Source organism: Xanthomonas protegens (assembly GCF_038442435.1).
Taxonomy (GTDB): Bacteria; Pseudomonadota; Gammaproteobacteria; order Xanthomonadales; family Xanthomonadaceae; genus Xanthomonas_A; species Xanthomonas_A sontii.
The window spans coordinates 56,544-82,254 of sequence record NZ_JAQJCQ010000014.1; the positions used below are offsets into that span (position 1 = coordinate 56,544).

At 70.5% G+C, this 25,711-nt stretch carries 22 protein-coding genes; 8 read left to right on the forward strand and 14 right to left on the reverse strand.

Annotation, left to right across the window (positions count from 1 at the left end; genetic code table 11):
* Window positions 1-137 precede the first annotated feature (137 nt).
* The 6 genes from secF to PIQ37_RS15840 all read right to left on the reverse strand — a co-directional run bounded on the left by secF (window position 138) and on the right by PIQ37_RS15840 (window position 8,932).
* Window positions 138-1,103 (reverse strand): protein translocase subunit SecF, encoded by a 966-nt coding sequence (gene secF / locus PIQ37_RS15815; protein ID WP_017910687.1) that lies wholly within the window; start codon window positions 1,101-1,103, stop codon window positions 138-140.
* 73 nt (window positions 1,104-1,176) lie between these two features.
* Window positions 1,177-3,021 (reverse strand): protein translocase subunit SecD, encoded by a 1,845-nt coding sequence (gene secD / locus PIQ37_RS15820; RefSeq protein ID WP_017910688.1) that lies wholly within the window; start codon window positions 3,019-3,021, stop codon window positions 1,177-1,179.
* 56 nt (window positions 3,022-3,077) lie between these two features.
* A complete protein-coding gene (gene yajC / locus PIQ37_RS15825; RefSeq protein ID WP_017910689.1) occupies window positions 3,078-3,422 on the reverse strand; it encodes a preprotein translocase subunit YajC in 345 nt (114 codons plus the stop codon).
* A 367-nt stretch (window positions 3,423-3,789) separates the two neighbouring features.
* On the reverse strand, window positions 3,790-4,935 hold the full coding sequence (tgt, locus tag PIQ37_RS15830) for a tRNA guanosine(34) transglycosylase Tgt (protein WP_342074180.1): 1,146 nt from the start codon (window positions 4,933-4,935) through the stop codon (window positions 3,790-3,792).
* Between the two features lie 237 nt (window positions 4,936-5,172).
* Window positions 5,173-7,002 carry an ABC transporter ATP-binding protein gene (locus PIQ37_RS15835; RefSeq protein ID WP_342074181.1) on the reverse strand — a complete coding sequence of 610 codons (1,830 nt, stop codon included), beginning with the start codon at window positions 7,000-7,002 and terminating at the stop codon, window positions 5,173-5,175.
* Window positions 7,003-7,318: 316 nt separating this feature from the next.
* Window positions 7,319-8,932, reverse strand: coding sequence for a serine hydrolase (locus PIQ37_RS15840; RefSeq protein WP_342074182.1), 1,614 nt, complete (start codon window positions 8,930-8,932; stop codon window positions 7,319-7,321).
* Window positions 8,933-9,304: 372 nt separating this feature from the next.
* On the opposite strand from PIQ37_RS15840, the gene PIQ37_RS15845 reads away from it, so the two are divergent.
* From PIQ37_RS15845 to PIQ37_RS15855, 3 genes are all read left to right on the forward strand, one after another.
* Window positions 9,305-10,144 (forward strand): DUF72 domain-containing protein, encoded by an 840-nt coding sequence (locus tag PIQ37_RS15845; RefSeq protein WP_342074183.1) that lies wholly within the window; start codon window positions 9,305-9,307, stop codon window positions 10,142-10,144.
* A gap of 201 nt (window positions 10,145-10,345) precedes the next feature.
* A complete protein-coding gene (locus tag PIQ37_RS15850) occupies window positions 10,346-11,320 on the forward strand; it encodes a 2-keto-3-deoxygluconate permease (RefSeq protein ID WP_342074184.1) in 975 nt (324 codons plus the stop codon).
* 52 nt (window positions 11,321-11,372) lie between these two features.
* Window positions 11,373-12,320: a DMT family transporter gene (locus PIQ37_RS15855; RefSeq protein WP_342074185.1), complete on the forward strand. Its 948-nt coding sequence runs from the start codon at window positions 11,373-11,375 to the stop codon at window positions 12,318-12,320.
* 277 nt (window positions 12,321-12,597) lie between these two features.
* Here the strand turns inward: PIQ37_RS15855 and PIQ37_RS15860 are convergent, their stop codons facing one another.
* The 3 genes from PIQ37_RS15860 to PIQ37_RS15870 form a co-directional block, all read right to left on the reverse strand.
* Window positions 12,598-13,665 carry a GGDEF domain-containing protein gene (locus tag PIQ37_RS15860; RefSeq protein WP_017909939.1) on the reverse strand — a complete coding sequence of 356 codons (1,068 nt, stop codon included), beginning with the start codon at window positions 13,663-13,665 and terminating at the stop codon, window positions 12,598-12,600.
* A 133-nt stretch (window positions 13,666-13,798) separates the two neighbouring features.
* Window positions 13,799-14,518 carry a pseudouridine synthase gene (locus PIQ37_RS15865; protein WP_010343505.1) on the reverse strand — a complete coding sequence of 240 codons (720 nt, stop codon included), beginning with the start codon at window positions 14,516-14,518 and terminating at the stop codon, window positions 13,799-13,801.
* Between the two features lie 227 nt (window positions 14,519-14,745).
* The gene (locus PIQ37_RS15870) at window positions 14,746-16,704 is read right to left on the reverse strand and encodes a DEAD/DEAH box helicase (protein ID WP_342074186.1); all 1,959 of its coding nucleotides are present in this window, start codon (window positions 16,702-16,704) and stop codon (window positions 14,746-14,748) included.
* A 265-nt stretch (window positions 16,705-16,969) separates the two neighbouring features.
* Here PIQ37_RS15870 and PIQ37_RS15875 point away from each other — a divergent pair, with 265 nt between their 5' ends.
* Both PIQ37_RS15875 and PIQ37_RS15880 read left to right on the forward strand, forming a co-directional pair.
* A complete protein-coding gene (locus tag PIQ37_RS15875; protein ID WP_342074187.1) occupies window positions 16,970-17,197 on the forward strand; it encodes an RNA-binding S4 domain-containing protein in 228 nt (75 codons plus the stop codon).
* A 67-nt stretch (window positions 17,198-17,264) separates the two neighbouring features.
* Window positions 17,265-17,594 (forward strand): hypothetical protein, encoded by a 330-nt coding sequence (locus tag PIQ37_RS15880; protein WP_342074188.1) that lies wholly within the window; start codon window positions 17,265-17,267, stop codon window positions 17,592-17,594.
* A gap of 407 nt (window positions 17,595-18,001) precedes the next feature.
* On the opposite strand, the gene ubiM is transcribed toward PIQ37_RS15880, so the two are convergent.
* From ubiM to PIQ37_RS15905, 5 genes are all read right to left on the reverse strand, one after another.
* Entirely contained in the window at window positions 18,002-19,189 is a 1,188-nt protein-coding gene (gene ubiM / locus PIQ37_RS15885; protein ID WP_342074189.1) for a 5-demethoxyubiquinol-8 5-hydroxylase UbiM, read from the reverse strand.
* Between the two features lie 99 nt (window positions 19,190-19,288).
* Window positions 19,289-19,678, reverse strand: a complete 390-nt coding sequence (locus PIQ37_RS15890) for an MAPEG family protein (RefSeq protein ID WP_026143987.1) — start codon at window positions 19,676-19,678, stop codon at window positions 19,289-19,291.
* A 46-nt stretch (window positions 19,679-19,724) separates the two neighbouring features.
* Window positions 19,725-20,306: a DUF4019 domain-containing protein gene (locus PIQ37_RS15895; RefSeq protein ID WP_342074190.1), complete on the reverse strand. Its 582-nt coding sequence runs from the start codon at window positions 20,304-20,306 to the stop codon at window positions 19,725-19,727.
* Window positions 20,307-20,375: 69 nt separating this feature from the next.
* Entirely contained in the window at window positions 20,376-20,663 is a 288-nt protein-coding gene (locus PIQ37_RS15900; RefSeq protein ID WP_342074191.1) for a hypothetical protein, read from the reverse strand.
* A gap of 86 nt (window positions 20,664-20,749) precedes the next feature.
* A complete protein-coding gene (locus PIQ37_RS15905; RefSeq protein WP_342074233.1) occupies window positions 20,750-21,793 on the reverse strand; it encodes a COG3904 family protein in 1,044 nt (347 codons plus the stop codon).
* A gap of 209 nt (window positions 21,794-22,002) precedes the next feature.
* Between PIQ37_RS15905 and PIQ37_RS15910 the strand changes: the two genes are divergently transcribed.
* The 3 genes from PIQ37_RS15910 (at window position 22,003) to PIQ37_RS15920 (ending at window position 25,396) form a co-directional block, all read left to right on the forward strand.
* Entirely contained in the window at window positions 22,003-23,475 is a 1,473-nt protein-coding gene (locus PIQ37_RS15910) for a DNA-3-methyladenine glycosylase 2 family protein (RefSeq protein ID WP_342074192.1), read from the forward strand.
* Window positions 23,472-23,999 carry a methylated-DNA--[protein]-cysteine S-methyltransferase gene (locus tag PIQ37_RS15915; protein WP_342074193.1) on the forward strand — a complete coding sequence of 176 codons (528 nt, stop codon included), beginning with the start codon at window positions 23,472-23,474 and terminating at the stop codon, window positions 23,997-23,999. The genes PIQ37_RS15910 and PIQ37_RS15915 overlap by 4 nt, the downstream gene beginning before the upstream one ends.
* Window positions 24,000-24,121: 122 nt before the next feature.
* Window positions 24,122-25,396 (forward strand): alkaline phosphatase family protein, encoded by a 1,275-nt coding sequence (locus PIQ37_RS15920; RefSeq protein ID WP_342074194.1) that lies wholly within the window; start codon window positions 24,122-24,124, stop codon window positions 25,394-25,396.
* The last annotated feature ends 315 nt before the right edge of the window (window positions 25,397-25,711 follow it).

Here is a 25,711-nt window from a genome sequence, read left to right on the forward strand (position 1 = left end):
ACCCGACGCACCCAGCGTCCGCACAAAGAAAAAGCCGCGCATCCGCGCGGCTTTTTTGTTCGCAGGAGGAACTGTTTCAGGCCCAGGAAATCACGCCTTTGCGAACCCCCACTCCCCAATCCCCACTCCCAGCCCCATCAGGGCCTACGCGCCAGCGCCTCGACGTCCTTCGACTTCGGCAGCAGATCCTGCTTGGTGACCTGGAACGGCCCGATCGACAGCAGCGGCACCGCCACGATCACCGAGGACACCACCACCACCACCGCGCCAATCATGTGGGTCAGCGCCAGGCCTTCCATCGACTCGCCGCCGTACAGGTACAGCGCCAGCGCCGACAGGAAGAACATCACCGCAGTGATCACCGTACGCGACAGGGTCTGGTTGATCGACCGGTTCAGCACCTCGATCGGCTCCACGCGCAGGCTGCGGAAGTTCTCGCGCACGCGGTCGAACACCACGATGATGTCGTTGATCGCAAAGCCCATCACCGACAGCAGGCCGGCCAGCACGGTCAGGTCGAACTCGCGGCCGGTGACCGACACGTAGGCCACCGTCACCAACAGGTCGAACAGCGCGGTCAGGCTGGCCACCACCGCGAACTTCCACTCGAAGCGGAAGGCGATGTAGATCAGGAAGCCGACCAGCATGAACACCGTGGCGTAGACGCCGTTCAAGGCCAGGTCCTTGCCGACCTGCGGGCCGACGAACTCGCCCGGCTTGACCGTGGCCGGGTTCTGCGGCGTGCTCACCGCCTTGCGCACCTGCTCGGCCAGGTTCTTGGTGATGTCCTCGTTGTTGTGCTCGCCCTGCGGCTGCAGGCGGATCACCACCTCGTTGCCGCTGCCGACGTTCTGCACCTGCGCATTCTCGAAGCCGGCCTTGGCCAGCTGCTCGCGCACCTGGTCCACGTCGACCGGCTTCTGGAAGCTGGTCTGCACCAGCGCGCCGCCGGTGAACTCCAGCGCGTAGTTGAAGCCCTTGGCGAAGATCACCGCGAACGAGGCCAGCGCCAGCACCAGCATCAGCACCAGGGTCGGGTGCCGCCAGCGCATGAAGTCGATCTTGGTGTCGTTGGGGATCAGGTGAAGCGGGAAGATTTTCATTGGAGACCGCTCTGCGTTTTTTTGGACCCCGCGCCTGTCGGCGCGGGGACGTGCGGAAGGTGGCGTGCGTGGCTCAGATGGCCACGGACTTGATCTTCTTGCGACGGCCGTAGATCAGCACCGCCAGCGCGCGCGACACGGTGATCGCGGTGAACATCGAGGCGAAGATGCCGATGATCATGGTCAGCGCGAAGCCCTTCAGCGGGCCGGTACCGAACGCGTACAGCGCCACGCCGACGATCAGGCCGGTGAGGTTGGCGTCGAGGATGGTGCCGCCGGCCTTCTCGTAACCGGCCGCGATCGCCGACTTGGGCGGCACGCCCAGGCGCAGCTCTTCGCGGATACGCTCGTTGATCAGCACGTTGGCGTCCACCGACAGGCCTACCGACAGCGCCAGGCCGGCGAAGCCGGGCAAGGTCATGGTGGCGCCGAACAGCGACATCACCGAGACCACGATCAGCAGGTTCATCAGCAGCGCGACCGAGGTGATCAGGCCGAACATGCGGTAGTACACGCTGAAGAACACCAGGGTGAACAGGAACGCGTAGACCACGGCGGTGATGCCCCGCTCGACGTTCTCCGCACCCAGGCTCGGGCCGATCACGTACTCCTCGACGAAGTCCATCGGCGCCGCCAGCGAACCGGCACGCAGCAGCTTGGCCAGGTTCTCGGCCTCGGTCTTCTCCAGGCCGGTGGTCTGGAAGTTCTTGCCGAACACGCCGGCGATACGGGTCGGCGCCAGCGCCTCCTCGTTGACGCGCACGCTGCGCACTTCCTTGCCGTCGACCATGGTCACGGTGGGGATGCGCTCGATGTAGACCACCGACATCAGCTTGCCGGTATTGGCGCTGGTGTAGTCGAACATGCGCTGGCCGGCGGCGTTGTTGAGCGTGACCGCCACGGCCGGCATGCCGTTCTGGTCGGTGCTGACGGTGGCGTTGACCATCTGGTCGCCGGACACCAGCACGCGCTTGCTCAGCAGCACCGGGGCGCCGCTGTCGCGCAGGCGGTAGACCTTGGCGTCGGGCGGGATGTTGCCGCTGCGCACCGCGTCCTCGGCGTTGCCGTCGACCACGCCGCGGAACTCCAGCGTGGCGGTGGCGCCGATCATGCGCTTGGCCTCGGCGGTGTCCTGCACGCCCGGCAACTCGACCACGATGCGGTCGTCGCCCTGGCGCTGGATGATCGGCTCGGCCACGCCCAGCTGGTTGACGCGGTTGCGCAGGGTGGTCAGGTTCTGCTCGATGGCGCCGGCGGCGATCTGCTTCAGCTCGGCCTCGGGCACGGTCACGGCGATGGTCTGCCCGGACACGGCGTAGCTCAGGGTCGGCTGCGCCTTGGCGATGGCCGCGCGCGCGGCGCTGGCATCGACGCCCTCGCCCAGGCTGACCTGGATGCTGTTGTCGGGACGGCGCTCGACCGAGCGGTAGGCCAGACGGCTGTCGCGCAACGTGGTGCGGATGTCTTCGGCAAAGGCGTCCAGGCGCTTTTCCAGCGCCGCCTTCTGGTCGACCTGCAGGGCGAAGTGCACGCCGCCGACCAGGTCAAGACCCAGCACCATCGGCTTGCCGCCGAGGCGCGACAGCCAGTCCGGCACGGTCGAGGCCAGGTTCAGCGCCACCGTGTAGTTCTCGCCCACCTGCTGGCGCAGCACGTCGTTGGCACGGGTCTGCGCCTGCAGGTTCGGCAGGCGCACCATCAGGCTGTCGCCTTCCTTGTCGACCAGCTTCGGGGTGATCCCGGCCGTCTTCAGGTCGGCGAGGACCCGCTCGCGCAGGGCGTCGTCGATCTTGCCGCCGCGGCTGGCGGTGATCTGGACCGACGGATCCTTCTGGTACACGTTGGGCAGCGCGTACAACGCGCTCAACGCCAGCACGATCAGGATGAGGACATACTTCCAGCGCGGAAACTCGAGCATTGCGGGACCCCGCACGACGCCACGCCGGCGTCGCGCCTAGCAGTAGGAGAAATGGATCAGGCGGACTTCAGCGTGCCCTTCGGCAGGACATTGCCGACGGCGCCCTTCTGCACGCGGATGCGCACGTTGTCGGCCACTTCGATGGTGATGAAATTGTCGCCGATGTCGGTGACCACACCGGCCACGCCGCCGGAGGTGATGACCTCGTCGCCGCGGCCGAGCTTGTCCAGCATCGACTTGTGTTCCTTCTGGCGCTTCATCTGCGGCCGGATCATCACGAAATACATCACCGCGATCAGGATGATGGGCAGCAGGAACATCTGCAGGCCACCACCGGCCGGGGCGGCGCCGCCAGCAGTCTGCGCCTGGGCGACGGGAATCAGGAAATCGAGCGGATTCATCGGGTACGTCCTATGGTTTGGGCAGCCCGACGCCCTGGGGCACGGACCGCTGGTTTGCCTTGCGGCAGCAAGCAGCCGCCGATTATGCCACGATCTTCCTTCACCCTCCGGAACCGCTGCCCTGCCCTTGCGGCGCAGGAACGGCGCCATGCGCAGTGGGAAGGCAGGCCGGCACCGACGAGCGATGGCGATCTGGCGTACAGGGTCCTGGCGACTGCGTCCGGGAGAGGACCAGGGTTCGGCGGTGGCCGGACCCCTCCCAAACGGCACGAGGCTTCGCCCGGACCCTCACCCCCAACCCCTCCCGAACAACACGAGGCTGCGCCCGGACCCTCACCCCAACCCCTCTCCCGACGGGAGAGGGGCTTTATCCTTGCTCCGTCGGGAGTGGCGTCGCTTCGACCCCGCGCGCCGCATAGAAGGACCGCCGGAACTGGGCAAAGGTTCCCGCGGCGATCGCCGCGCGCATGTCGGCCATCAGCTTCTGGTAGTACCAGAGGTTGTGCAGGGTGCCCAGCATCGGCGCCAGCATCTCGTTGCAGCGGTCCAGGTGGCGCAGGTAGGCGCGGGTGTAGCCGCTGCTGCAGGCATGGCAGCCGCAGCCCGGCTCGATCGGATCGAGGTCGCGCTCGTACTTGGCGTTGCGGATGCGCACCGTGCCGAAGGAGGTGAAATAGTGGCCGTTGCGCGCGTTGCGGGTCGGCATCACGCAGTCGAACATGTCCACGCCGCGGGCCACGCCCTCGACCAGGTCCTCCGGGCGCCCCACGCCCATCAGGTAGCGCGGGCGGTCGCCCGGCAGGCGTGGATGCAGGTGCTCGAGCATGGCATTGCGCTCGTGCTCCGGTTCGCCCACGGCCAGGCCGCCGATCGCGTAGCCGTCGAAGCCGATCGCCTGCAGGCCCTCGATCGAGCGGCTGCGCAGGTCCGCATGCACGCCGCCCTGGACGATACCGAACAGCGCGGCGTCGTTGCCCAGCGCGTCGTGCGCGTCGCGCGAGCGCTGCGCCCAGCGCAGGCTCAGCTCCATCGAGCGCCGCGCCACGTCCTCGGTGGCCGGATACGGGGTGCACTCGTCGAAGATCATCACGATGTCCGAATCGAGCACCCGCTGGATCTGCATGCTCTCTTCGGGCCCCAGGAACACCTTGGCGCCGTCGGTCGGCGAGGCGAAGGTGACGCCCTGCTCGCTGATCTTGCGCCGGTGCGCCAGCGAGAACACCTGGAAGCCGCCGGAATCGGTCAGGATCGGCCCATCCCAGCGGGCGAAGCCGTGCAGGCCGCCGTGGTCGCCGATCACGTCCAGGCCCGGACGCAGGTACAGGTGGAAGGTGTTGCCGAGGATGATCTGCGCGCCCAGCGCCTTAATCTGCTCGGGCAGCACGCCCTTGACCGAGCCGTAGGTACCCACCGGCATGAACGCGGGAGTCTCGACCGTCCCGCGCGGGAAGGTCAGGCGGCCGCGGCGCGCGGCGCCGTCGGTGGTGTGGAGCTCGAACTGCAATCGGGACATGGTCTGGCGAATCTCGGTAAGCCGGGCATTGTCGCATTGCCGGGCCGTTGGCGCCGCACCGCCTGGCGGTGCGCCGTCCAGGGGAAGCACCACGGTCGGCTGGCGCCATGCGCGTCGGACACGCACAGCGCAGGAGCCGCCCCGGACCATGCCGTGGCGCGTACCCGGCGCCGCCCTGCCCTGACGGCGCGACACCGATGTCGCGCCGTCGCCGGCCATCCTGGATGGCGCGCCGCTTCAGTCCGCCGCGACGAAGCCACCGGTCTGGCGCGCCCACAGCCGCGCGTACAGCCCGCCGCGGGCGACCAGTTCGGCATGGGTGCCGGTCTCGACGATGGCGCCGCGGTCCATCACCACCAGCCGGTCCATCCGCGCGATGGTGGAGAGTCGGTGGGCGATCGCGATCACCGTCTTGCCGGCCATCAGTTCGTCCAGGCTGTCCTGGATCGCCGCTTCCACTTCCGAATCCAGGGCCGAGGTGGCCTCGTCCAGGATCAGGATCGGGGCATCCTTGAGCAGCACGCGGGCGATGGCGATGCGCTGGCGCTGACCGCCGGACAGCTTCACGCCGCGCTCGCCGACCTGGGCGTCGTAGCCGCGCTGGCCCTCGCCGTCCTGCAATTGCTCGATGAACTCGTCGGCGCGCGCCTTGGCCACCGCCGCGCGCAGCTGCGCCTCGCTGGCGTCGGGGCGGCCGTACAGCAGGTTGTCGCGGATCGAGCGGTGCAGCAGCGAGGTGTCCTGGGTGACCAGGCCGATCTGCTGGCGCAGGCTCTCCTGGGTGACGCCGGCGATGTCCTGGCCGTCGATCAGGATGCGGCCCTGCTCCAGGTCGTACAGCCGCAGCAGCACGTTGACCAGGGTCGACTTGCCGGCGCCGGACGGTCCGACCAGGCCGATCTTCTCGCCCGCGCGCACCTGCAGGTCGAGCCCGGCGATGACCCCGCCGCGCTTGCCGTAGTGGAAGTGGATGTGCTCGAAGCGGACCTCGCCGCGCTCCACGCGCAGCGGCACCGCGTCGGCGCGATCCTGCACCTGCGCCGGCTGCGCGATGGTCTCCATGCCGTCCTGCACCGCGCCGATGTCCTCGAAGATGCCGTTGACCGTCCACATGATCCAGCCGGACATGTTGTGGATGCGGATCACCAGGCCGGTGGCCAGGGTGATCGCGCCCACGCTGATCTGGCCGCGGCTCCACAGCCACAGCGCCAGCCCGCAGGTCACCGCGATCAGGAAGCCGTTGATGATGGCGATGGCGCTGTCCATCGCGGTGGTCATGCGGGTCTGCCCGCGGTGCTTGACCGCCAGCTCGTCGATCGCCTCGCGCACGTAGGCCTGCTCGCGCCCGGCATGCGAGAACAGCTTGAGCGTGGCGATGTTGGTGTAGCCGTCGACGATGCGGCCCATCGCCTTGGAGCGCGCGTCCGAGGCGATCCAGGCGCGGTGCTTCATCCGCGGCACGAAGTAGACCATCAGCGCCACGTAGGCCAGCACCCACACCAGCAGCGGCGCCATCAGCCAGGGATCGGCCTGGGCGAACAGGTACAGCGCGCTGCCGGTGTAGACCACGATGTACCAGAGCGCATCGACCATCTGCACCGCCGACTCGCGCAGCGAGGTGCCGGTCTGCATGACCCGGTTGGCGATGCGCCCGGCGAAGTCGTTCTGGAAGAAGCCCAGGCTCTGCCGCACCACGTAGTTGTGCATCAGCCAGCGCGCGCGGTTGCTCAGGCCCGGCACGATGGCCTGGTTCACCAGTAGGTTGTGCAGGGCCACGAACAGCGGCCGCGCCAGCAGCACGACGAACGCCATCCACAGCAGCTCGCCGGCATGGCGCTGGAAGAAGTCCGGCCCCGGCTGCTCGGCGACCATGTCGACGATGCGGCCGAGGAAGTCGAACATCGCCACTTCCACCAGCGCCAGCGCCAGACCGGCCAGCAGCGTGGCCAGCAAGACCGGCCACAGCGGACGCAGGTAATGCAGATAGAAGCGCACCACCCCGCGCGGCGGCATCTGCGTCTCGATCTTCGGGAAGACCTCGATCAGGGACTCGAACCAGCGGAACATCGCCACGCCACGCTAAAAAAGGGGCATCAGGGTAGCGTATTGGGCGTCACGGGCCGTGACGCTTGGATTTGGGATTTGGGATTTGGGATTCGCAAAAGCGGCTCCGTGCGCGCTTCGTCCACCCGTAGGAGCGGCTTCAGCCGCGACGCGGTCTAGCCGGAACTGGAGATTGAGAATTTGGGATTCGGAAAAGCAACTCCACTGCGCATCCCCTGTGTAGGAGCGGCTTCAGCTGCGACCGTGCCTTCTCGGCAAAGCCCGGTCGCGGCTGAAGCCGCTCCTACGAATCCCGAATCCCCACTCCCGAATCCCGGCCTCACTCCGGCGTCAGCACCAGGTCCTGGAAATCGAAGCTGAAATCGGTCAGCGGCGAGATCGCCTGCATGCGCGCCTCGCGCACCTTGCCGTCGGCGGTCAGGGCGAAGCTCAGGAAGGCGTCGGCGTTGAGCGAGCGGTCGCGCCAGCGCACGATGAAGGTGTCGTGCTGCCAGTGCTCCAGGGTGCCGACCAGCTGCGCGGTCTTGCTGAACTGCAGTTCCAGGCGCTTGCCCTGCTGGCGTACCACCACGTCGCCGTACCACGGGTCGCGGTAGGTGCCGGCATAGCCGGACAGCGGCAGCGACGGGGTGGACTTGGCGTCGCGCGCGGCCACGTGCTTGGCCCAGTCCTCGTCGGCGCTGGCGTCGGCCTTGGCCACGGCCTTGGCGTAGGCGGCGGTCCAGTCGGTCGCCGGCGCGCCCAGGTAGGCGTCCAGCACGCGCAGGGTGATCGCGTTGAAGGCGGCGCCGACTTCCTGGTTGGTCAGCACGATCACGCCCAGCTTGCGCTCCGGCACCAGGGTCAGCCGCGAGACCATGCCCGGCCAGCCGCCGGTGTGCCAGACCAGCTTGGCGCCGCGGTAATCGCTCAGGCTCCAGCCCTCGCCGTAGCCGGCGAAGTTGGGCTTGGCCGGCAGCAGTTCCGGCACGCTCGGCTCGGAGACCGCGATCGGCGTGATCATCTGCCACATCTCCTGCTGGCGCTGGGCGCTGAACAGCTGCCGCGCCTGGCCGTCGGCCGACGGCAGGCGCCCGCCGTCGAGCTGCACCTGCATCCACTTGGCCATGTCGTGCACATTGGCGTAGATGCCGCCGGCGCCGGAATTGTTGGACCAGGTCAGCGGTGCCACCGTGCGCAGCTCGCGGAAGTCGAACTTGGCATGGCCGACCGCGGCTTCATCGCCGGGCTGCAGGTGGTCGCTGTTGATGCGCGCGCCGGTCATGCCCACCGGCACGAAGATGCGCTGGCGCACGAACTCGGCGTAGCTCTGTCCGGAGACCTGCTCGATCAGCTTCTGCGCCACCGCGTACAGGATGTTGTCGTAGGCGTAGCGGTCGCGGAAGCCGCCCTTCAGCGGCACGTGCGCCAGGCGCCGCACCACCTCCTCGTTGCTGTAACTGGTGGCCGGCCAGAACAGCAGGTCGCCGGCGCCGAGGCTCAGGCCGCTGCGATGGCTGAGCAGGTCGCGCACGCGCATCTCGCGGGTGACGTAGGCGTCGGACATCTGGAACCACGGCAGGTGGTCCACCACCCGGTCCTCGAGCTTGAGCTTGCCTTCGTCGGCCAGGATCGACAGCGCGGCGGAGGTGAAGGCCTTGGTATTGGAGGCGATGGCGAACAGGGTCTGCGCATCCACCGGCTCCGGCTTGCCGAGTTCGCGTACGCCGTAGCCGCGCTCCAGCACCACCTGCCCGTCCTTGACGATGGCGATGGCGATGCCGGGCACGTCGAACTGCTTGCGCACGCGCTCCACCTGCGCGTCCAGGTCCTGCAGCCCCGGCGGCAGTACGGCCGGCGCCGGTGCGGGAGCCGCGGCGGGGACAGGCGCCTGCGCCTGCACGGTGGCGCTCATCGCCAGCAACAGGCCGCAGCCCATCGAGATGCTCTTCAACTGCGTCGCTCCTGAAGAAGGGAAACCAAGGCCGCACGCTGGCGCGCGCGTCCCGGGCGAGTGTAGAGCCTGCCGGGCCATTTGCGGCGGACCAAGGCGCGCCGCTGCTACACCCTAAGTGCAGGCGCGCTCCAGACGGGTGACGACACCGCCAACATCCACCCCGCTCGCAGCGGCCAGCGGAGCTTGGCGGCCATCCCCGCCCTGCACGCACGCATGGCGCACGCCATCGCGCAGGCGACGAACACTCGCGGCACAGGCACACGCCGCGCACCACCCAGCCACGCCACCAGGCCGCTGACGCCCACGACCACGCCCCGCAACGCCGCGCTGCGGCACAATCGCCCCCCGCCCGCCGCCGGACACGCCCGCATGAACGACCTCTTCGACTCCGCCCCGGCCGCGCCGGACGGCATCCGTGTCGGCATCGGCGGCTGGACCTACGCACCATGGCGCGGCGGCATGTTCTATCCGCAGGGCCTGGTGCAGCGCAGCGAGCTGGAATACGCCAGCCGCCACGTCACCAGCATCGAGATCAACGGCACCTACTACGGTGCGCAGAAGCCGGAGACCTATGCGCGCTGGCGCGACGAGACGCCGCCGGGCTTCCTGTTCTCGGCCAAGGCGCCCAAGCGCATCACCGCATTGCGGCGGCTGGCCGGCGCCGGCACGCAGATCGAGGATTTCGTCGGCGGCATCGCCAGCCTCGGCGACCGCCTCGGCCCGCTGCTGTGGCAGTTCGAGCACGGCCATCGCCTGGACCTGGAGGACCTGGCCGCGTTCCTGGACCTGCTGCCGCGCAAGGCGGGCGGACACCGGCTGCGCCACGTGCTGGAAGTGCGCGATCCCGATTGCATCGGCCCGGAACTGCTGCAGTTGACCCGCCGGCACGGCGTGGCCACGGTGTTCACCGATTCGCCCGAGTTCCCCTCCTTCGCCGACCTGGGCGCCGACTTCGTCTATGCGCGGCTGATGCGCAGCCGCGCCGACATCGCCCATGGCTACCCGCCCAAGGAACTGAAAACCTGGGCCGCGTACGCGCAGGCCTGGCGCCGCGGCGAGGATCCGCAGGCGCTGCCGCACGCCGACACGAGCGTGGCCAAGACCACGCCGCGCGAGGTCTTCGTCTACTTCATCAGCGCCGCCAAGGAACGCAATCCCGCGGCGGCGATGGCCTTGCTGAAGATCCTCGGGTCCGCCGCACAGGCGTGACGCGCTCGGCCACGCGCACGCGACGCCCGGCACGGCGCAAGCGCGACCGCCGACGCCGCAGTCGCAAGACGGCTGAACCGGGCCTCGACCGCGCACACCCGGCGACACCTGGCAGTCGCCGCGCTGGGGTACAACAGCGCCCGTCCGGCGCCGTCGCCGGGCCGCGGCCGCGGGCCGCGCCTGCACACGCGGAGTCCCTCGATGCGGATCAAGCACACGCTCGAACGTCTTCCCGGCGGCATGATGCTGGCGCCGCTACTGCTCGGCGCGCTCTGCCACACGCTGTGGCCGCAGGCCGGCGCCTGGTTCGGCTCCTTCACCCAGGGCCTGATCGGCGGGCTGGTGCCGATCCTGGCGGTGTGGTGCTTCTGCCTGGGCGCCTCGATCCGGCTGCGCAGCGGCGGCCGCGTGTTGCGTGCCTCCGGTGTGCTGGTGCTGACCAAGATCGCGGTGGCGTGGCTGACCGCGGTGATCGCCGCGCGACTGTTGCCGCCGGGCGGCATCGTCTCCGGCATCTGGAGCGGGATGTCGGTGCTGGCGCTGGTCGCGGCGATGGACATGACCAATGCCGGCCTGTTCGCCGCGCTCATGCAGCAGTACGGCCGTCGCGGCGAGGCCGGCGCGATGGCGCTGATGTCGCTGGAATCCGGCCCGCTGGTGACCATGCTGATCCTCGGCACCGCCGGCGTCGCCCGCTTCGAGCCGCGGCTGCTGCTCGGCGCGGTGCTGCCGCTGCTGGCCGGTTTCGCGCTCGGCAATCTGGACCCGGCGCTGCGCGCCCTGTTCGCGCGGGCGGTGCCGGCGCTGATCCCGTTCTTCGCCTTCGCCCTGGGCAATACCCTGGACCTGCGCATGGTCGCCCATGCCGGCGTGGCCGGCGTCGCGCTGGGCCTGCTGGTGATCGTGGCGACCGGGATCCCGCTGCTGCTGGCCGATCGCTGGCTGGCCGGCGGCAACGGCAGCGCCGGCCTCGCCGCCTCCAGCACCGCCGGCGCGGCGGTCGCCACGCCGGCGCTGGTGGCGGCGGTGGCGCCGCAGTTCCGCGCCACCGCGCCGGCCGCGACCGCGCTGGTGGCGACTTCGGTGGTGGTGACGGCGCTGCTGGTGCCGCCGCTCACCGCCGCCTATGCGCGCAGGATGGCGCGGACCGCGTCGCCGCCGGCGCCAGACGCCTGATCCGTGTGGCGATCCGCGACCGTGGCGGCGCGCTTTGCGCGACAATACGCGGATGCCGATGCACCCCACCACCAAAGCCCAGCTGCAAATCCATTTCTGCGTCCTGCTGTGGGGAATCACCGCGATTCTCGGCAAGCTGATCACCCTGCCCGCGCTGCCGCTGGTGTGGTGGCGGATGCTGATGGTGGTGGCCGCGCTGGCGCTGCTGCCGCGGGTGTGGCGCGGCCTGGCGGCACTGACGCCGAAACTGGCGCTCGGCTACGCGGTGGTCGGCGCCCTGGTCGGCCTGCACTGGCTGACCTTCTACGGCGCGATCAAGCTGGCCAACGCCTCGGTCGCGGCGACCTGCATCGCGCTGGCGCCGGTGTTCACCGCGGTGATCGAACCCTGGGTGGCGAAACGGCCGTTCCGCCCCAGCGAACTGGCCTTCGGCCTGGCGGTGCTGCCGGGCGTGGCCCTGGTGGTCGGCGGGGTACCGCACGGGATGCGCGCCGGCGTGGCCGTCGGCGCGGTGTCGGCGCTGCTGGTGGCGGCCTTCGGCTCGCTCAACAAGCGCCTGGTCGACCATGCCGATCCGCTGACCGTGACCGCGCTGGAACTGGGCGCCGGCACCCTCACCCTGACCGCGCTGGCGCCGTTGCTGCCCTTCGTGTTGCCAGCGTTGAGCGGCCCCTTGCTGGTGCTGCCCAGCCTGCACGACACCGCGCTGCTGCTGGCGCTGGCGCTGCTGTGCACGCTGCTGCCGTTCGCCCTGGCCCTGGTCGCATTGCGCCGGCTCAGCGCCTACGCGGTGCAACTGGTCACCAACCTGGAACCGGTCTACGCGATCGTGTTCGCGATCGTGCTGCTGGACGAGCAGCGCCAGCTCACCGGGCTGTTCTACCTCGGCGTGGCGGTGATCCTGGGCGCGGTGTTCCTGCATCCGCTGCTGACCCGCACGCGTCTGGTGCAGCACCCGGAGCTGCTGGCGACCTGCGAGGCGAAGAACGTGGTGGAGTGAGCGCTGGGGCGCTCACTTCGGGATTGGGATTGGGGATTCGGGAGTCGGGATTGGCCCGGTCCTGCGCATTTGCGGCATGACCGCAGGCCCAACGCGAAAGGCGCAGCATGCTCGGGAACTAGCCCCTCTCCCCCGGGAGAGGGGTTGGGGTGAGGGTACGGCGCGAAAGCGTCTGCATCGTCTGCGTTCGCGAGGCGACGCGCCTACCCCCTGCGGGCGACTTTTTCCCGCGGAACAAGGAGGAGCCCGAGGATCGTCCCGGGATGAAGTGGCGTGCCTACGCCGCCAGCGACACGCAGTCGCGGCCGGCACGCTTGGCCTGATACAGGCCCTGGTCGGCGCGCTTGAGCAGGTCCTCGGCGCTCTCGCGGCCCTGCAACGTGGCCACGCCGATGCTGGCGGTGAGCGACACGCCGAGCTGCAGCAGGCTGGTGTCCTGGCGCAGGCGCTCGCAGGCGCGCATGGCCTGCGCCGCGTCCATCCCCGGCAGCAACAGCGCGAACTCGCCGCCGCCGTAGCGCGCCACGACGCTCTCGGGCGGCAGGCGCGCGCGCAGCATGTCGGCCAGCGCCAGCAGCGCCTCATCGCCCTTGTCGTGACCATGCAGGTCGTTGACGCTCTTGAAGTAGTCCAGATCCAGGATCGCCACGCTGAGCGGCGCCGAACCCGGCTGCGCCGCCTCGGCGTGGATCATCAACGCGGTGGCGAAGGCGCGGCGGTTGAGCAGGCCGGTCAGCGGATCGGTGCGCGCCTGTTCCAGCAGTTCGGCGTTGAGCGATTCCAGCGATTCCTGGTACTGCAGCAGCTGTTGCTCGTACCAGGCACGTTCGCGCAACTGCAGCGCCAGCGCATGGCTGCTGCGGCGCAGTTCGATCAGTTGCATCACCTGCCGCGACAGCGCCTGCAGCGCCGCCAGTTGTTCCGGCTGCAGGGTGCGCGGGCGGTTGTCGAGGACGCAGACGGTGCCCACCGGCAAGCCATCGCGGGTCAGCAGCGGCGCGCCGGCGTAGAAGCGCACCCCGCCCTCGGTGACCAGCGGGTTGTGCTGGAAGCGCGCATCGGCGGTGGCATCGGCGACCACCATCACCTGCTCGGGGGTCAGGATGGTGTGGCCGCAGAACGACTCGTCGCGTGCGGTGCTCAGCAGGCAGACATTGCGCTGCGCCTTCAGCCACTGGCGCTCGTCGTCCACCAGCGAGATCAGCGCCGAGGGCGTGTCGCACAACTTGGCGGCGATGCCGACCAGATCGTCGTAAGACGCTTCCGGTTCGGTGTCGAGGATCTGCAATGCGTGCAACGCCTGCAGGCGTGCGGCTTCGTTGTCGGGCTTGCGGGGCTTGATCACGGAATACCCGGCGGCGGCGATGGTTCGCGTTGCGCAGTATGGCCAAATCCGCGGCGGACGCCAGCCCTGGCGGGCGCGCCGCCTGTACGGTTGGGCCGCGCGGCGGCGGCCGACCGCCGACACTGCGACGTGGTTACCACTCCTGGCGCTGCGGCAGCAGGCCGCGCAGTTCCTGTTCGGTGAGATTGCGCCACTGGCCCGGCTTCAGCGCGCCGAGCTTGATGTTGTCGATGCGCACACGGCGCAACTGGGTGACCCGGTAGTCGAAGGCCGCGGCCATCAGCCGGATCTGCCGGTTGAGCCCCTGCTCCAGCACGATGCGGAAGCCGAACTTGGCGATCCGCGCGGTGCGGCACGGCAGCGTCATCTGGTCGTGCACGCGCACGCCGCGCGCCATGCCGCGCAGGAATTCGTCGGTGACCGGCTTGTTCACCGCCACCAGGTATTCCTTCTGATGGCGGTTCTCTGCACGCAGGATCTCGTTGACGATGTCGCCGTTGCTGGTCATCAGGATCAGCCCCTCGGACTCCTTGTCCAGGCGCCCGATCGGGAAGATGCGCTGCTCGTGGCCGACGAAGTCGACGATGTTGCCCTTGACCGCGCTCTCGGTGGTGCAGGTCACCCCGACCGGCTTGTTCAGCGCGATGTAGACGTGGCGGCGCCCGCTCTTGGCCTTGGCGCGCGCGCGCAGCGGCTGCCCGTCGACCTTGACCTCGTCGCCCTCGCCCACCACCGAACCGACCCCGCCCGGCTGGCCGTTGACGGTGACCCGGCGCGCGGCGATCAGCCGATCGGCCTCCCGGCGCGAGCAAAAACCGGTCTCGGCGATGTGCTTGTTGAGGCGGACGGACATGGGGCGGGGATTCGGGATTGGGAATTGGGGATTCGCTAAAGCGGGCGATCGTGTGCGGCGACGCTACGGGGAGCCAGGCAATGCAGGACAGGGGGACACTCCCCATCCGTCCACGGCTCGCTGCTGCGTTACGACACAGAAGCGACCGCGTGCCCAACGGCACTGGAGACATCAGAACCGGGGACGCTGCCACCAATCCCCAATCCCGACTCCCCAATCCCAGCCTCTCAGCGCTTCGGCGGCCCCTTGCGCGGCGGCCGGTCGGCGGCGAAGCGGCCGGCCGGGCGCGGGCCGGCGGCGTTGGGCTTGCCGCCGGGCTTGCCGGTACGGGCGAACTTCGGCTTGAACGGCGCGCTGTCGGCATCGTCGCCCTCGAGCTTGCGCATCTGCAGTTGCTGGCCGGACACCCAGACCTTCTTCAGGTGCGTCAGCAATTCGCGCGGCATGTCCGCCGGCAGGTCCAGCACCGAATGGTCGTCGTGGATGTCGATGCGGCCGATGTACTTGCTCTCCAGCCCGGCTTCGTTGGCGATCGCGCCGACGATGTTGGCCGGCTTGACCCCATGCTGGTGGCCGACCTCGATGCGGTAGGTCTCCATGCCCACTTCCGGCGCGCCGCGCGGCGCTTTCGGCGCCTTGTCGCGGCGCGGCGCCTCGAAGCTGCCGACGTCGCGGTGGTAGTCGAAATCCTCGCCACGCGCGGCCGGGGCCGGACGCGCCGGACGCTCGCCGTCGTCGCGACGCGGCGCACGCGGCTCGCGCTCGAACTTCGGCTCGAACCGGGGACGGTCCGGACGCTCGCCACGCTCGGGCCGCTCGCGGCGCTCGAAACGCTCGCCCTGCGGCGGACGCGGACGGTCCGGGGCCAGCAGCAGCGGCGTCTCGCCCTGCAGCAGGCGCGCCAACGCCGCGGCCACTTCCACCATCGGCACGTTCTTCTCGGCCTCGAACTTCTGCAGCAGATCGCGGTACATGTCGATGCCGCCGCTGGCGATGGTCTCGCTGATCTTCTCCATGAAGCGGCTCACGCGCTGGTCGTTGACCGCGTCGACGCTGGGCAGCTGCATTTCCTCGATCGGCTGGCGAGTGGCGCGCTCGATCGCGCGCAGCATGCCGCGCTCGCGCGGGCTGACGAACAGGATCGCCTCGCCGCTGCGCCCGGCCCGGCCGGTGCGGCCGATGCGGTGCACATAGCTTTCGGTGTCGTAGGGGATGTCGTAGTTCAACACGTGGCTGATCCGCTCCACGTCCAGGCCGCGCGCGGCCACGTCGGTGGCGACCAGGACGTCGAGCTTGCCGTCCTTGAGCTGCTGGATCACCCGCTCGCGCTGCGCCTGCTGGATGTCGCCGTTGATCGCCGCCGCGGCCAGGCCGCGCGCCTGCAGCTTCTGCGCCAGCTCATCGGTGCCGGCCTTGGTGCGGGCGAAGATGATCATCGCGTCGAACGGCTCGACCTCCAGGATCCGGGTCAGCGCGTCGAGCTTGTGCAGCCCGCTCACCGCCCAGTAACGCTGGCGGATGTTGGCCGAGGTGGTGGTCTTGGAGGCGATGATCACCTCGGCCGGGTCGTTCAGATAGGTCTGCGCGATGCGCTTGATCGCCGGCGGCATGGTCGCCGAGAACAGCGCCACCTGGCGCGATTCCGGCAGCTTCTTCAGCACCGCCTCGACGTCGTCGATGAAGCCCATGCGCAGCATCTCGTCGGCTTCGTCGAGCACCAGCGTCTTCAGCTCGGACAGGTCCAGGGTGCCGCGGTCCAGGTGGTCGATCACCCGCCCCGGGGTGCCCACCACCACGTGCACGCCGCGCTTGAGCGCCGACAGCTGCTGCACGTAGGGCTGGCCGCCGTACACCGGCAGCACCTGGAAGCCGGGGATCGCCGCGGCGTAGCGGTGAAACGCCTCGGCCACCTGGATCGCCAGTTCGCGCGTGGGCGCCAGCACCAGCGCCTGCGGCTTGCGCTGGGCGAAATCCAGCCGCGAGAGGATCGGCAGCGCGAACGCGGCGGTCTTGCCGGTGCCGGTCTGCGCCTGGCCGAGCAGGTCGCGGCCGGTCAGCAGCGCCGGGATGGTGGCGGCCTGGATCGGCGACGGCGACTCGTAGCCGACGTCGGCGACGGCTTTCATCACAGCAGGGGAGAGGCCGAGATCTGCGAACAGCAGCGGCGCGGGGGTATCTTGGGACATGGGAGACTCCGGGGGCGCCGCAGAGAACCGGCAGGCGCAAAGAAGCCCCTATTGTGCGCCCTGCCGGGCCGCATGTCGAAACCAGGTGAACGACACCGTTCAGGCGTGACCCTCTCCGCACTGCCGGATGCCGGCCACCGCGGCCGCCTCTGGCAGGCGCGCCGCCGCAGGCCGCGGCGACGGCGACAGCCCCCAGCCGCCGACATGGCGGGCGTTTTGCCCGCGAATGACCGACAATGGGCGCCGATTTCCGAGCAAGCCCCCAATGCAGACCATCGATCTCCAGCTAGAAAGCGACTACGTGGAACTCAAGCACCTGTTGAAACTGACCGGCCTGTGCGACAGCGGCGGCGCGGCCAAGGCCGTGATCAGCGAAGGCCAGGTGCGCGTGGATGGCGAGGTCGAACTGCGCAAGGCCTGCAAGGTGCGCGCGGGCCAGGTGGTGGAGCTGGGCGACGTGCAGGTGCAGGTGCAGGTGCTCGGCAAGGCATGACCGCCATCGGCGCCCCTGGCCTGCCACTCGCCGGCCGGTGGCGCCGGACAGCGCGGATCCCCGCACGATGCTGATCACGCTCGGCATCCGCAACATCGCGCCGTCTGCGCAAGATCCGCACCACGACGTGTACATCGCGCAGCTCGACCCCGACGCAGCGCAGCCGTTCCGCCTGGGCCAGTCCATCCGCGGCGGCCATGCGGAGCGCGGCGGTTCCATCTCCCTGGCGCTGGACGAACTGGAGGCCTGGACCGGCGACTGGCGCCAGCACCTGCGCCACGCCGGCTGCGCCTGGGCCATCGCCCCGATCGAAGCGGCGCTGCGCAGCGGCGACCTGCAGAGCGCCCTCGCCACGCTTGTCGCCGGGGCGGAACAGCGGCGCATCGACGCCAATTAGGATCTCTGCTGCACCGGGTGCTTTCCTTCCGTCCCGGGCGCCCCTTCCATCTGACTGATGCCATGCGCTCTTTGTGGTCGCTTCGCCATGCGTCCCGCACTGGGATGACAGCCCTGCGCCCTCCTCGCCATCGCCGCGCCCTCTGCCCGCACACCTTGTAGGAGCGGTTTCAGCCGCGACGAGGTGATGCAGGGAATCGGGATTGGGGATGGGGGATTCGCCAAAGCGTCGCCTGCGGCGTATCGCCCCCGTGTAGGAGCGGCTTCAACCGCGACCGGATTGCAAAGGCGAAAGCCCCATCGCGGCTGAAGCCGCTCCTACGACAAGCGACAAGCAAGCGGTTCATACCCTTCTCGGCAAAGGCCAGGCCGAGGTCGCATCAACGGAATCGCCGCCGCGCACACACTTCAGCGCGCCACGGCCGCCACGCGCTGGGTCAGGTGCGCCGCGATCGCGCGCTTGAACGGCGCGACCCGGTCGGCCACGCGCAGCGCGGCGCTGCGCAGGGCGCGCGCCGGCAGGCGGTCGTCGGTGTACAGCGCGGCAATCGCGTTGGTCGCTTCGTACAGCGGCCGCGTGGCCAGGCGGTGCCCGCGCTGGTAGCCGGCCAGCAGCGCAGGCGCAGCGATGTCGCCGCCGCGCGCCACCGCGTCGTGCAGCGCACGCGCCAGTCGCGCCTGGCTCTGCAGGCCGAAGTTGAACCCATGCGCGGTCACCGGATGCATGCCTACCGCGGCGTCGCCGATCAAGGCATAGCGCTCGGCGACGAAGCGTTGCGCATAGACGGCCACCAACGGGTACGCCTGCGGCCGCACCAGCGGCGTCATCGCGCCCAGGCGGTGCTCGAAGCAGGTACTGATCTCCGCCCCCAACGCCGCCTCGTCCATCTGCAGCAGCGCCTGCGCGCGTTCCGGCGGCAGGGTCAGCACCGCCGAGGCCTCGTTGCCGTGCAGCGGCAACAACGCCATGGTCCGGCCGTAGCCGAACCACTCCCAGGCGGTCTGATGGTGGGGGCGCTCGTGGCGCACCCGGCACACCAGCATGGTACGGCCGAAATCGCGCAGCTGCGCGCCGATCCCGCTCATGCGCCGGGTACTGGAGAAGCGGCTGTCGGCGGCGACCACCAGACGCGCCGCCACGCTGCGCCCGTCGGAGAGCTGCAACTGCGCCTGGCGCGCGTCGCGACGCAGCGCCTGCACCGAGACACCGTCGAGCAGGCTCAGACCGGGCTGGTCCTGCACCGCGGCGAACGCAGCGCGGCGGATCAGGTGATTGGGCACCAGCCAGCCGAGATCGCCACGGCCACCCTCGCCCGCCGCGAAGGTCAGCGCGAACGGCGAGGAGCCGTTCATCACCCGCGCATCGCGCAGCGGCGCGATCGCCTGCGGGTCGATCCGCGCCCACAGGTCCAACTGGTCCAGCAACGCCCGCGAGGCATGGGTCAGGGCGATTTCGCGGCCGTCGAAGGCGGCCCCGGCCAGCGCCGCGCGCGGCTGCGGCTCGATCAGCGCCAGCGACAGGCCGCTGCCGGCCAGCGAGCGGGCGAAGCACAGGCCGGCAGGGCCGGCCCCGACGATGGCGATATCCACTTGCATGCGGCGACTCCGTGATCGAACCCGGCCAGGATACGACCGCCGCGCACCGCGTCCTTGATCTGGATCAGCGCTGCGACGATCGGTCGCAGCCCGCGGCGCTCAGAACAGCGCCCACACCAGTTGCAGAATCGCCCACAGCGACACCACCCACACCAGGCTGCGCACGTACGGCACGCCCGCCGCGTACAGCGGCACGTAGGCCACCCGCGCCCACAGGTAAATCTGCGCCGACAGCGCGGTGTGCGCATCGCCCTTGCCCAGCGCCGCCACCGCCACCGCCGCGGCGGCGAAGAACGGGAAGGTCTCCAGGAAGTTGCGCAGCGCGCGGTCCAGGCGCCCGGCCACGCCGGCCGGCGGCGGTTGCGGCGCATCGCGCGCGCCGGCGTTCCACTTCAGTCCGCGCTGCGCGGTGACGAAGGCGGAGGCGAGCAGCAGTTGCGCGATCCCGAGCAGGATCGCCCAGGCCAGCATGCGGATTTCGATGGGCATCGGAGCCTCGGAGGAGAGGAAAGGAAGACGGCGCGCAGCATGCCGCTCAATCGGGCATGGCCACGTGATAGCCGACCAGGCGCCAGGTCTTGTCCTCGTCCAGCCGCAACGACACCAGCTCGCGCACCGGCTGCGGCGCATTGGCGAAGCGGCTGGGGAAGCTGATGTTGACGTAGGTGCCCGGTGGCACCTGCGAGCCGGCGGCGTACTGCACCCGCGCCACACTGGCGACGCCGCGGCCGAGCAGCGCGCCCAGCCGCGCACGCGCGGCGTCGATCTCGCGCACGAACACGGCGCGCGTCACCGCTTTCTTCGCCACCGCCGAGGCGCCGTCCCACAGCTCGCCGGTGCGCCCGGCGTCGACCAGTTGGGCGGCGCGCAGGCCGGCCTGCGCCATCTGCGCATCCTGCTTGGCCAGCGGTCCGGGTGCGGGTGCTGCGGCGGCGGCATGGCGCGGCGCCGGTTTCGTTGCCGCCGCAGGCGCGGCAGCAGGTGCGGCAGGTGCCGCTGGCGGGGCGGTGGTCAGCGCGGGCGCGGACGATGCCGGGGGCGCGGTCTGCGCGGAGGCTGCGCCAGCGACGAGGGCCAGCAGGACGAGCGTGAGGCGGAACGGGACGGAAATGGACAAGGACATCGCTCGGCAGCGGCGGTGGCAAGGCAGCAGTCTACGCGGCCTGCGCGGGCCAGCGCAGCGGCCCTACGGCGTCTCCTCGCTCGCCACTACCGTATTCTCGCTCGCCACTGCCGCGGCGGCGGCCGGCGCGGCGTAACGCTGGCGGTGCCAGGCATGCCAACTCGCCCACAGCGCCCACGCGGTCGCCGCGAGCAGGCCGAACAGGCTCAGCAGCGAACCGGTCCGCGCCAGCCACGGCGCATGCAGGCCGTTGGCGAGGTGCAGCAGCACTTCGGCGATCACAAAACCGCCCAACGCCAGCAACGCCGGGGGCAGGTACAGCCGCAGCATCAAGCGGGTTCCGGCGGCCATGCGCGCGCTCCGGGATGGGATGCGGCGACGCTAGCCCCGCGTCCATGCCCGCCACGTGAATGGGCGGCATGCGCCGCAGCGCCCGTTCAGGCGCCGGGCGAGGCCAGCGGCAGGGTCGCCACGTCGATCTCCGAGAGCGGGCTTTCCGCCGGACAGGCCTGGTCCGGGAACCCGAAGCGCTGCTTCAGCGCCTGGCCGCAGGCGGTCAGGCTCTCCAGGTCCACGTCCTTTTTGGTCTTGCACTCCTGGTCGAAGGCGACCAGGAACGCATCCTTGCGCCGCACGAAATCGTCGCCGCACTTGCGCAATTGCTTGATCCGCTCCAGGTCGTCCTGCACCGCGTTGGTGCCGTCGAGCCCGAACTGTTTGAGCTCGTCGCTGCTGAGCAGGCGCAGGCTGCGGTTGGGTACGGTCATCATCAGGTCGGCCACCGCCACCGCCACGCCGTTGCGCTCCAGGTAGTCCTTGACGTTGCCATAGACCTCCTGCAGCTCGCGATTGAGCTCGGCGCGCGAGGTCGCGGTGGAACTGATCCGCATCATCCGGTGGATGCCGACCTTGCCGGAGATCAGCCGGTTGTCGCCGGCGGCCAGCACGAACACGCAGGCGCTGTGGCAGACCGAGCCTTCGCGCACCCACACGGTCCAGCCGGATTCGCCGATCGCATCGCCGGCGCGGATCGCCGCCTCAACCTGGCCGCCGCTGGAATCCAGGTCGAGCACGCGCTTGCCGATGCCGGTCTGCCTGGCCACTTCGGCCAGGCGCCGCACCATTTCGGCGAAGCCGGCGTTGATCTTGCCGACATAGCGCACCCGCATCAGTCCACGCTCGCGGCACGGCGCCAGCGCCGCTTCCACGGCGGGCCGATCCAGCCCGGCCAGCGGCTGGCCGTCGCCGGCCTCGGCGGCGTAGTCGGTGTCGCAGCTGATGAAGGCCTCGCCGTTCTCCAGGGTGGCCTCGTCCCAGGCCTGCGGATCGCGCTTGGGCGTGACCGCATGCGGCGGCGGTGCCGGCGGCGTACCGATCGAGACCATGTGCTCGCCATCGGCGGACGGGCTGTCGGCGACGGTCCGCGGTGCCGACGCCGGCTGCTGCCCGCAGGCCAACAGGCCCAGGCAACACAGCGACAACCAGCAGAGTCTGAACGGAGCGGCCAAACGGAGATCCATGCACGATACGAAAAAGACAGGCGCCAGGCGCCCGTGGACCTAGTCTAGTGCCGCCGCACGAAACCTCCCCAACTGCGCCTAAACCGCGGGCACCGCGGCCACGCGACAGCCGCGGCATTGCTGTCCGAAAACGGCCAGTGCGCCGCGCCGGGGCCGACTAGACTGGCGCCATGCCTGCCCTCGCCGCCACCGACCACGCCCTCTACGACCGCGCCCGCCAGTCCCGCGACGCGCGCTTCGACGGCGTGTTCTTCACCGCCGTGCGCAGCACCGGCATCTACTGCCGGCCGGTGTGCCCGGCGCCGCCGCCCAAGCGCAGCAACGTGCGCTACTACCCCAGCGCCGCGGCGGCCGCGGCGGCCGGCTATCGGCCGTGCCTGCGTTGCCGCCCCGAACTCTCGCCGGAGGCGCAGCAGCACCTGGGCGAAGAGGTCGTGCGGCGGGCGCTGGCACTGATCGCCGAGGGCGCGCTGCAGGACGCCAGCGTCGCCGCGCTGGCGGCCGAACTGGGCATCAGCGCGCGCCAGTTGCAGCGCCTGTTCGTGGCCCAGCTCGGCGCCAGCCCGGCGGCGGTGCACGCCACCCGGCGCCTGTTGCTGGCCAAGCAACTGCTCACCGAGACCGCCTTGCCGATCACCCAGGTGGCGCTGGCGGCCGGCTTCAACAGCCTGCGCCGCTTCAACGCCGCGTTCCTGGACGGCTGCGGCATGCCACCCTCGGCGATCCGCAAGCAGCGCACCGAGAGTCCCGGTGGCGATCTGGTGCTGCGCCTGGGCTACCGGCCGCCACTGGACTTCCCGGCGATGCTGGCGTTCCTGCGCAAGCGCGCGATCCCCGGCATCGAGCGCATCGGCGAGGCCAGCTACGAGCGCGTGCTCGGCCCTTGCGAGGCCTCCACGCGCATCCGTGTCGAGGCCGATCCGCAGCGCCACGAACTGCGCCTGCACATCGCCGCGGCCGATCCGCGCGCCATTCCCGACATCGTGCGCCGGGTGCGCCGCGTGTTCGACCTGGATGCCGACCTGCGCGCGGTGCATGCCACGCTCGGCGACGATCCGCTGCTGGCGCGCGCGATCGCGTGGCGCCCCGGGCTGCGCGTGCCGGGCGGCTGGGACGGCTTCGAAGTGGCGGTGCGCGCGGTGCTCGGCCAGCAGGTCAGCGTGGCGGGCGCGGCGACCCTGGCCGCGCGCCTGGTCGATCGGCACGGCGCCGTGCGGCCCGGCCAGCCGCCGGGACTGGACCGCGCCTTCCCGACCCCGCAGGCGCTGCGCGACGCGCCGCTGGAAGCCATCGGCCTGCCGCGTTCGCGTGCGGCGACGATCCGTGCGCTGGCGCAGGCGGTGTTGGACGGCCGCCTGTCGTTCCGTGCCGGCCAGCGCCTGGACGACTTCGTCGCCCACGCCATCACCTTGCCCGGCATCGGCGCCTGGACCGCGCAGTACATCGCCCTGCGCGCGCTCGGCCAGCCCGACGCCTTCCCCGCCGGCGACCTGGTCCTGCAGCGCATGCTCGGCGCAGACGGCGCACGCCTGAGCGAACGCGCCAGCGAGGCGCGCGCGCAGGCCTGGCGGCCCTGGCGCGCCTACGCGGTGCTGCACCTGTGGCACCTGGCCAACGATCCTCCCGAGGAGACCCGCGCATGACCGCGTCCCCGCTTTACTACGACCGTTTCGCCACGCCGATCGGCGTTCTCACCGTCGCCGCCGGCAGCGATGGCGTGCGTCACATCCTGTTCCCCGAGAACCGCTACGACGCCCGCGGCCGCGCCGACTGGATCCACGATCCGGCGCCCGTGCGTGCCGCGCGCGAGCAGTTGCTGGCCTACTTCGCCGGCGAGCGCGACCACTTTGACCTGCCGCTGGCGCCGCACGGCACCGACTTCCAGCGACGGGTGTGGCTGGCGCTGGCCGAGATCCCGTTCGGCGCGACCTGGAGCTACGCGCAACTGGCGCAGCATGTGGGCCAGCCGCGTGCGGTGCGCGCGGTCGGTGCCGCCAATGGCCGCAACCCGCTGCCGATCGTGCTGCCCTGCCATCGGGTGATCGGCGCCAACGGCGCGCTGACCGGCTTCGGTGGCGGCCTGCCGACCAAGGCCGCGCTGCTGGCGCTGGAGCGACGCGATGGCGGCGACGCGGCCGCCGGCACCATGGCCCCGCTGTTCGACTGAGCGTCGCAGCCATGCGGCGGCGACGCCGCGAGCGCTGCGGCATCGCGCGCCCCGAGTACCGATGCACGCGCGCGGCAGGCGCTGTCTTCGCCACGTCACCGTGCGCGCTCTATGATGGCGCGATGATGTCCTCCGCCCTGCGCTCCACGCTCGTCTGCGCCACCCTGCTGCTCGGTGCCTGCGCCTCCGCCCCCTCCACATCGCCGCACGCGACCACCGCGGCCGCCGCACCCGGCGCCGCCGCACCGGCGAGACTGCCCACGCCGGTGCTGCTGATCTCGATCGACGGCCTGCGCGCGGACATGCTCGATCGCGGCATCACCCCGAACCTGAGTCGCATGGTCCACGACGGCGTGCGCGCGCAGTGGATGACGCCCTCCTATCCGTCGCTGACCTTCCCCAACCACTACACCATCGCCACCGGCCTGCGCCCGGACCATCACGGCATCGTCCACAACAGCATGCAGGACCCGCTGCTGGGCACGTTCCAGCTCAGCGATCGCGCCGCGGTCAGCGATGGCCGCTGGTGGGGCGGCGAGCCGATCTGGGTCGGCGTCGAGAAGGCCGGCCTGCACGCGGCGACGTGGGCCTGGCCGGGCAGCGAGGCGGCCATCCAGGGCGTGCGCCCCAGCCGTCGCCAGGCCTTCGACGCCGACATGTCGCCGAACGCGCGGGTCGACCAGGTGCTGGGCTGGCTCGACGATCCCAACGCGCCGCGTCCGCAACTGCTGACGCTGTACTTCGAACAGGTGGACGAAGCCGGCCACGACCACGGCCCGGAGTCGCGCGAATACGCGCAGGCCGTCGCCAGCATCGATGCGGCGATCGGACATCTGCTCGACGGCCTGGCGCAGCGCGGCGAACTGGACCGGATCAACCTGATGCTGGTCTCCGACCACGGCATGGCCGCGGTGCCGCCCAAGCAGGTGCTGGCGGTCGAGGAGATGGTCCCGCCGCAACAGGTCACGGTGATCAGCTACGGGCAGTCGGTGGGCATCGCGCCGCGCGCGGGCCAGGAGGCCGCGGTCGAGGCGCGCCTGCTCGGCGCGCATCCGCAGTACGACTGCTGGCGCAAGGGCGAACTGCCGGCGCGCTGGCACTACGGCAGCAATCCGCGCATCCCGCCGATCGTGTGCCAGATGCACGAGGGCTGGGATGCGCTGCCGCGTGCGCGCATCGCCGAGAAGCCGCGCAGCCTGCGCGGCTCCCACGGCTACGACCCGGCACTGCCGTCGATGCGCGCGGTGTTCGTCGCCCGCGGCCCGGCGTTCCGCCAGGGCGTCACCCTGGCGCCGATCGACAACGTCGACGTCTACCCGCTGCTGACCCGCCTGCTCGGCATTCCCGCCGCCCCCAACGACGGCGATCCGCAGGCGCTGCTGCCGGCGCTGCGCTAGGACGGGTCCCCCATCCCGAGCATGCCGCGCCGCGATTGCGCGTGCGTGTGGCAAGGAAGAGCGAGGAAGTGGACGCCCGTCCACGCCCGAGCGATGACGCGGCCACGGGCGCGCGCAATCGCGGCCCTTCGGCTTGGGTCTGGCAAACGCGCGGCCGGCGCCGCGCAGCTTGACCTGACGGCCAGTCAGGCGCTGCGCCACGCAACGCCGGCCGCGCGCCTGCCAGACCCAACGCGGCATGCTCGGGGATAGGTGACCCGCCCTGAGTGCCACGACAACGGTCGCGGCGCAGCGACGCCCGCCCATGGCGACGCG